Annotated in this window: 6 protein-coding genes; 5 read left to right on the top strand and 1 reads right to left on the bottom strand. The window is 65.0% G+C overall.

Annotated features, from left to right (window positions below):
* Positions 1-2,642: NAD-glutamate dehydrogenase domain-containing protein (locus tag QMX96_RS25995; protein ID WP_282362683.1), on the bottom strand; the 2,642-nt coding region annotated here is incomplete at its 3' end.
* A gap of 248 nt (positions 2,643-2,890) precedes the next feature.
* Here QMX96_RS25995 and QMX96_RS26000 point away from each other — a divergent pair.
* The 5 genes from QMX96_RS26000 (at position 2,891) to QMX96_RS26020 (ending at position 7,486) form a co-directional block, all read left to right on the top strand.
* Positions 2,891-3,244, top strand: a complete 354-nt coding sequence (locus tag QMX96_RS26000) for a hypothetical protein (protein ID WP_043864617.1) — start codon at positions 2,891-2,893, stop codon at positions 3,242-3,244.
* 18 nt (positions 3,245-3,262) lie between these two features.
* The gene (locus tag QMX96_RS26005) at positions 3,263-4,030 is read left to right on the top strand and encodes an amidohydrolase family protein (protein ID WP_282362684.1); all 768 of its coding nucleotides are present in this window, start codon (positions 3,263-3,265) and stop codon (positions 4,028-4,030) included.
* 56 nt (positions 4,031-4,086) lie between these two features.
* Positions 4,087-4,797 (top strand): FadR/GntR family transcriptional regulator, encoded by a 711-nt coding sequence (locus tag QMX96_RS26010; RefSeq protein WP_078479584.1) that lies wholly within the window; start codon positions 4,087-4,089, stop codon positions 4,795-4,797.
* Positions 4,798-4,894: 97 nt separating this feature from the next.
* On the top strand, positions 4,895-6,088 hold the full coding sequence (gene lhgO, locus QMX96_RS26015; protein ID WP_043864620.1) for an L-2-hydroxyglutarate oxidase: 1,194 nt from the start codon (positions 4,895-4,897) through the stop codon (positions 6,086-6,088).
* A 69-nt stretch (positions 6,089-6,157) separates the two neighbouring features.
* Complete coding sequence (locus QMX96_RS26020) at positions 6,158-7,486, top strand: MFS transporter (protein ID WP_043864621.1); 1,329 nt, start codon at positions 6,158-6,160, stop codon at positions 7,484-7,486.
* Positions 7,487-7,588 lie beyond the last annotated feature (102 nt).

The following is a 7,588-nucleotide window of genomic DNA, read 5'->3' on the forward strand; positions in this document are numbered from 1 at the left end:
TTCAACTGGGGTACCCGGGCGAGCCCTGCGCCGGGGATTGGGGCGCGGCGCCCCCCCCGCGCCCCCCGGCGCGGCAGGAAGCCACCCTTGGCACCTACCGGCACGATCACCGAGTTCTTCACCTGCTGCGCCTTCACCAGGCCCAGCACTTCGGTGCGGAAGTCCTCTTCGCGGTCCGACCAGCGCAGCCCGCCGCGTGCCACGTTGCCAAAGCGCAGGTGCACGCCCTCGACCCGCGGCGAATACACGAAGATCTCGAACTTGGGCACCGGCTTGGGCAGCTCGGGAATCAGCCTTGGGTTGAACTTGAAGCTGAAGTACGACTTGGCCTGGCCATTGGCGTCGGTCTGGTAGAAGTTGGTGCGCAGGGTGGCCTTGATCAGGTCCAGGTAGCGACGCAGGATGCGGTCTTCGTTGAGCACCTGCACGTCGTCCAGCGCGGTCAGGATCGCCTGTTCCAGGCGTTGCTGCTTGTCGTCCAGGTCATCCCCGGCCAGCTTGCGCGCCAGGTAGAAGCGGGTCTTGAACAGCCGGGTCAGCTCGCGGGCGATGTCGGTATGGTTGTTCAGGGTGCTGGCGATGTAGCCCAGGTCGAAGCCCAGGCGAATCTGCTTGAGGTAGCGGGCATAGGCGCGCAGCAGCGCCACGTCGCGCCACGGCAGGCCGGCGGTCAGTACCAGACGGTTGAACGCATCGTTTTCGGCGTCGCCGTTGACGATGTGCACGAAGGCGTCCTGCAGGGTGTCGTTGAGCTGCTGGATATCCAGGTTCAGGCCTTCGCTGTAGGTGAAGGCAAAGTCATGAATCCAGAACTCGCGGCCATTGCTGTGGCGAAGACGGTACGGGAACTCGCCCAGTACGCGCAGGCCCAGGTTTTCCAGGATCGGCAGCACGTCCGACAGCGCCAGCGGGGTGTCGGCGTGGTACAGCTTGCAGTGCAGTTGCTGTTTGCCGGCCTGGGTCAGCGGCTGGTAGAAGCTCATCACCAACGGCTTGCTGTCGGACAGGGTCAGCAGGTGCTGCATGTCCACCACCGCCGAATGCGCGGCAAAGCGCTCGCGGTAGCCGGCCGGGAAGCCTTTGGGGAAGTCGGCCAGCACATTGGTGCCCTGGGCCTCGCCGAAGCTCTCGACGGTCAGGCTGGCATAGTCGTCCTGCCACGAACGGCAGGCCTGCACCACTTCGTTTTCCAGCTGCTGGGGGTCGATGTCGATGCGGTTTTTCGGGTCGACTCGCAGAATCAGTTGCACGCGGGCCAGCACCGACTCGGAGAAGAAGGTCCAGAACTCGCAGTCGCTGGCCTTCAGGCGCTCCATCAGCACCTGCTGGATCTTCTGGCGCACCTCGGTGGAATAGATGTCGCGCGGCACATAGGCCAGGCAGTAGCAGAAGCGCCCGTAGGGGTCCTTGCGCAGGAACACGCGAATCTTGTTGCGCTCCTGGATCTGCACGATCGACATCACGGTGCTGAACAGCTCATCCACCGGGGTCTGGAACAGGTCGTCGCGCGGCAGCACCTCAAGTACCTGGGCCAGCTCCTTGCCCAGGTGGGCCTTGGCGTCGAAGCCCGAACGGCGCTCCACTTCGGCGACCTTGCCGCGAATGTACGGGATCACCCGCACACTTTCGCCATACACCGACGAGGTGTACAGGCCCATGAAGCGGCATTCCTTGATCACCTTGCCGTCGGCGTCCAGCTGGCGGATCGACACGTAGTCCGGGTAGGCCGGGCGGTGCACGCGGCTGGGGTGCGCGGCCTTGGCGAACGACAGCAGCAGCGGCTCGTTGAGGTAATTGACGGCGTAGTCTTCGATGCGCAGGTCGTCGGCGCTGAGGCCGCTGCGCAGGCGGCGGGTCAGGCCGAGGAAGGACTGCTCGTCATACTCCAGCTGGCCGCCCTGGGCGTCGGCCTTGACCACGAACTCTTCGTAGCCCAGGAAGGTGAAATGGTTGCTCACCAGCCATTGCAGGAAGCTCTTGACCTCGTCCTTCTCGGCAGCGGCCGGGGCGTAGGCCGTGTGGTCGATCAGCTCGAGCAGCTCGCGCACCTTGGCCTTCATCGGCTCGAAATCGGCCACCACCACGCGCACTTCGGCCAGCACCTGCTCCAACTCGCGGGCCAGCAGGTTGAGCTCGGCGGCATTGGCGCAGCGGTCGATCTCCAGGTACATCAGCGATTCCTGCAGGATGCCCTCACCCTGGGTGCCCTTGGGCAGAATCTCCAGCAGCTCGCCCTTGGCCCCGCGACGCACGCTGAGCACGGTGGTCTGCAGGGTATGGATGCTGTAGCCGCGGCGGTTGAGCTCGGTACGCACCGAGTCGACCAGAAACGGCAGGTCATGGTGCAGCACTTCCACGGCCGTGTGGGTGGACTGCCAGCCGTGGCGTTCGTAATCGGGGTTGTAGACCCGAACCTGGGGTTCGGTGTGGTCGAAGCGTTCGATGATGCGCCAGGCCGAGAGGGTGCAGCCGGCCAGGTCGGAGAGGCGACGCTGGGTCAATTCGTCAAGAGAGATGATGCCAAAGAACTGCTCGGCAAACAGCGCCACTTGTGGCAGTGCCTGTTCCCCGATGTGCTGCGCCAGGGCCGCCTGCAGTTGATGCTGGAAGTCGGCTTTGCTGGCTGCGGTGAAAAACGCCATCTGTGGTACTCCGCTTGGGCTTGTTATTGAGTGAAGCGTCGCGCACATGCCGTCATGCTCGGATCAACCATAGCCAACCACACGCTGGGTGTCGTCGGGTTGTCCATCGACAGGGCAGCTTAACGACTGGCCGGTCACCCCTGCTTGCGATGCTGCGACATATTCGGTCAATCAGCGGCAGGCGGCGATTTATCCATTGACCGAAGACTGGCACACTCGCGTTTCACTTCTTGACCACCGAGCCGTCCATGCAACTGACCACCCCCCTGCTCTTCGCCACCCCCTGCGATGATGAAGAAGACAACATGGCCACCCTGTGCTGCCACAGCGACAAGGGCCAGATGTTCCTCATGACCCGCTACCCGGACGAAGACACGGTGGACATCACCCTGGATGACGAACCGAGCACACTGGACGGCATCAAGGTCACCCTCAGTGCCAGGCGCCTGCTGATCGAAGTGGCACCGGGAGACGCCGACGTGTTCAACGGCGCCGATCATCTGGAAATCACCCTCAGCAGCGACGGCACCGACCTCGCCGAAGTCGAGCAGACCCTGCAGAACATCCTCAAGGGCACCGGCACCTACGTCAGCGAGCTGTAACCCCGTCAAGGAGCCCCCATGCCCCAGCCGATCTTCGACGCCCACTGCCACATCATCGACCCGCGCTTCGCGCTGGTGCCCAACAACGGCTACCTGCCCGAGGCCTTCACCACCGAGGACTACCTGGCGGCCGTCACGCCGCTGGGCATCTGCGGCGGCGCGGTGGTGTCGGGTTCGTTCCAGGCCTTCGACCAGGGCTACCTGCTGGCCGCCTTGAAACAGCTGGGCCCAGGCTACGTGGGGGTGACCCAGGTGCCGGCCGGCATCAGCGATGCCGAGCTGCTCGCGCTGGATGCCGCCGGCGTGCGTGCACTGCGCTTCAACCTCAAGCGCGGCGGCTCGGCGCAGGCCGATCAGCTCGAAGCCATGGCCCTGCGCGTGTTCGAACTGGCCGGCTGGCACGTCGAGCTGTACGTCGATTCGCGCGAGCTGGGCGAGCTGACCCCGCTGCTGCGCCGCTTGCCGGCGGTAAGCATCGATCACCTGGGCCTGCGCCGCGACGGCCTGCCGGCGCTGCTGCAACTGGCCGAGGCAGGTGTGCGCATCAAGGCCTGCGGCTTTGGCCGGGTCGATTTCGATGTGGCCGCTGCCTTGCGCGACATCGATGCCGCCAACCCCCACGCCCTGATGTTCGGCAGCGACCTGCCCTCCACCCGCGCATCGCGCCCGTTCGACCCGGCCGATATCCAGCTGATCCGCCACACGCTGGGCAGCGCCAGTGTCGAGCGCGTGCTGTGGGGTAACGCACGGGCGTTCTATCGCCTGCAACCCCAGGCACATTCTTGACAACATGCGGCTGCACGGGCATTGTCTGACAACCTGACCTACTGGCTTTATCCTTCATGCTCGAGCTTCAACGCCCCGACACCCTGGTGGAACGCGTCGTCAGCGCCATCCGCACCGAGATCGACTCGGGGCGCCTGGCTGCCGAAGCACGCCTGCCCACCGAGCAGCAACTGGCCGAACAGCTGAATGTCAGCCGCTCGGTGGTGCGCGAGGCGATCTCCCAGCTCAAGGCCGATGGCGTACTGATCGCCCGGCGCGGGCTGGGCTCGTACATTTCGCAGAATCCGACCGGCACGGTGTTCCGCTTCCCCAGCAACAACGGGCGCAGTGCCGACCTGGTGCAGATGTTCGAAGTGCGCCTGTGGATCGAAACCCAGGCCGCTTCGATTGCCGCCCAGCGCCGCGACCAGGCAGACCTGGCGCGCATGGCCAAGGCCCTGCAGGAAATGATCGACAAGCGCAGCCAGTTCGACGTGGCGGCGGCTGCCGACGTGGAGTTTCACCGCGCAATTGCCGAAGCCAGCAAGAACGACTACTTCGTCGCCTTCCATGACTTTCTGCGCGGCCAGCTGGCTGCCGCGCGCAAGACCGCGTGGGAGAACTCGGCGGCGCATTCGGTGGGCGGCTCGGCCGACGCCAATCGCGAACACCAGGCGCTGTACCAGGCGATTGCCGACGGTGACCGCCACCGCGCCGCGGCCTGCGCCGAAGCGCACCTGCGGGCCTCGGCCAAGCGCCTGAAGCTGGACCTGCCAGCCATGGAATGAACATCACGTGACGGGCGCTGCGGGTCAGCGCCTTTTTCTTCGCACTACTTAGTCTGACAACCTGATAACCAGATAAGAATACCAAGGTGACCCCTGCATGATTTACGACTACTGCATCATCGGCGGCGGCATCGTCGGCCTCGCCACCGCCATGGCGCTGCTCAAGCGCCAGCCTGGCGCCTCGCTGGTCATCCTGGAGAAGGAAACCACACTGGCCCGGCACCAGACCGGCCATAACAGCGGGGTCATCCACGCCGGCATCTACTACGCACCCGGCAGCCTCAAGGCCGACCTGTGCAAGCGCGGCGCCCAGGCCACCAAGGACTTCTGCGACACCCACGCCATCAAGTACGAGGTGTGCGGCAAGCTGCTGGTGGCGTCCAACCCGCTCGAGGTGCAACGCATGCAGGCGCTGTACGAGCGCTCGCAACAGAACGGGCTGAAGGTCGAGCGCCTGGATGCCGCCGAACTGCGCCGTCGTGAGCCGAACATCGTCGGCCTGGGCGGGCTGTTCCTCGATGCCACCGGCATCGTCGACTACAAGCAGGTGTGCCAGGCCATGGCCAAGGTCATCCAGGCCGCCGGCGGCGAGATCTGCCTGGACACCCGCGTGGCGGCGATCGCCGAAAGCGGCGACAGCGTCACCATCAGCAGCGAAGACCGCGTATGGCGCGCCAGGCAGCTGGTCGCCTGCGCCGGCCTGCAGTCGGACCGCCTGGCGGCGCTGGCCGGGGTCAGGATCGACCACCAGATCATCCCGTTTCGCGGCGAATACTTCCGCCTGCCAGCCACCAAGAACCAGATCGTCAATCACCTGATCTACCCGATCCCCGACCCGGAGCTGCCGTTTCTGGGCGTGCACCTCACCCGCATGATCGACGGCAGCGTCACTGTCGGGCCGAATGCGGTGCTGGGCCTGGGCCGCGAGAACTACGGCAAGTTCTCGATCAACTGGCGCGACGTGGCGCAGTACGCCAGCTTCCCCGGCTTCTGGAAAACCCTGTGGAACAACCTCGGTTCGGGCACCACCGAGATGAAGAACTCGCTGTTCAAGCGCGGCTACCTGGAACAGTGCCGCAAATACTGCCCTTCGCTCGAGGTCGACGACCTGCTGCCCTACGAGGCGGGCATCCGCGCCCAGGCGGTGATGCGTGACGGCACCCTGGTGCACGACTTCCTGTTCGCCGAGACCCCGCGCATGGTCCACGTGTGCAACGCACCGTCGCCGGCAGCCACCTCGGCCATCCCGATCGGCGAAATGATCGCCGACCGCCTGCTCACACCACGCTGATCCGCATTGCTGCACGGGCGCCCGCCGCCCGCTTGAAAATAACTACAAAGACCAACAAGGAATCTCTCGATGTCGGTACATGAAGCGGTCACCACCGCAACCGAAACCCCGGAACAGAACAGGAAGCGCCTGCGCAAGGTCGCGGCGGCCACCATCTTCGGCTCGATGCTGGAGTGGTACGACTTCTACCTGTACGCCACCATGGCGGCCATCGTGTTCTCGAAGATCTTCTTCGACGCCAGCAACCCTCAGGTTGCCTCGCTGCTGGCCTTCTCCACCTTTGCCATCGGCTTTATCGCCCGCCCGTTCGGCGGCGTGCTGTTCGGCTACCTGGGCGACCGTTTCGGGCGCAAGCAGGTACTGGTGGTGACCTTCTGCATGATGGGCCTGTGCACCACGCTGATCGGCCTGATCCCCAGCTACGCCAGCATTGGCATCTGGGCGCCGATCATCCTGGTGCTGGTGCGCATCATCCAGGGCCTGGGCGCGGGCGCCGAGCTGTCCGCCGCGGCCGTGACCAGCTACGAACATGCCAGCGAAGGCAAGCGCGGCAGTCAGGGGGCCTGGCCTGCGCTGGGGCTCAACCTGGGCCTGCTGCTGTCGTCGCTGACCGTGTACCTGCTGACCATGAACGGCAACGACTTCCTGCTCTCGGGCGGCTGGCGCATCCCGTTCATCTGCAGCATCGTGCTGGTGGGCGTGGGCTTCTGGGTACGCCGCAGCATTCCGGAAACCCCGCAGTTCGCCGAACTCGAGCAGGCGCCGAAAAAAGCCAAGGTGTCGCCGCTCAAGGCGCTGTTCAAGAACGACCTCAAGGGCCTGGCCGTGGTGTTCTTCGTGGCCATCGGCTACAACGCCCTGAGCTATATCTTCAAGACCTTCTCGCTGGCCTACCTGACCCAGTTCAAGGGTGTGGAGGCCCACGTGACCTCGCTGTCGGTGACCATTGCCAGCCTGGTGGCGATCGTGGCGGTGCCATGCTTCGGCTGGTTGTGCGACAAATGGAGCAGCAAGGCCGTGCTGATCATGGGCGGTCTGTTCTCGGTACTGTTCGCGTACCCGTTCATGGCCCTGCTCAACACCGCCGAGCCGCTGATGATCTACATCGCCATCGCCATTGGTACCGGCCTGCTGGCGCCGATGATGTTCGCCCCGCAGGGTTCGTTCCTCAGCCGCCAGTTCCCCACGGCCACGCGCTCATCGGGCTTTGGCACCGGGCGCGAGATCGGCACCGCGGTGGCCGGTGGCCTGGCGCCACTGGGCGGCCTGGCACTGGTGGCCAGCTCGCCGACCCATTCGACCGACGGCGTGGTGGCGATCCTGGCGATTGCCGCAGTGTTCGTGGTGGTGTTCGCCCTGTGTGACCAGGGGCGCAAGCACTCCAGCTTCAAGAACTGACTCGCCTGGCTAATCATCGCGGGTCAAGCCCGCTCCCACAAGAACAGCGCCGACCTTGTGGGAGCGGGCTTGACCCGCGATGGCGGCACCGATGATTTGTGA

Source organism: Pseudomonas sp. PS01300 (assembly GCF_029960155.1).
Lineage (GTDB): Bacteria > Pseudomonadota > Gammaproteobacteria > Pseudomonadales > Pseudomonadaceae > Aquipseudomonas > Aquipseudomonas palmensis.

Coding starts and splice junctions, on each gene's coding strand:
- QMX96_RS26000 (WP_043864617.1), top strand. CDS start 2,891: ATGCAACTGACCACCCCCCTGCTCTTCGCCACCCCCTGCGATGATGAA.
- QMX96_RS26005 (WP_282362684.1), top strand. CDS start 3,263: ATGCCCCAGCCGATCTTCGACGCCCACTGCCACATCATCGACCCGCGC.
- QMX96_RS26010 (WP_078479584.1), top strand. CDS start 4,087: ATGCTCGAGCTTCAACGCCCCGACACCCTGGTGGAACGCGTCGTCAGC.
- lhgO (WP_043864620.1), top strand. CDS start 4,895: ATGATTTACGACTACTGCATCATCGGCGGCGGCATCGTCGGCCTCGCC.
- QMX96_RS26020 (WP_043864621.1), top strand. CDS start 6,158: ATGTCGGTACATGAAGCGGTCACCACCGCAACCGAAACCCCGGAACAG.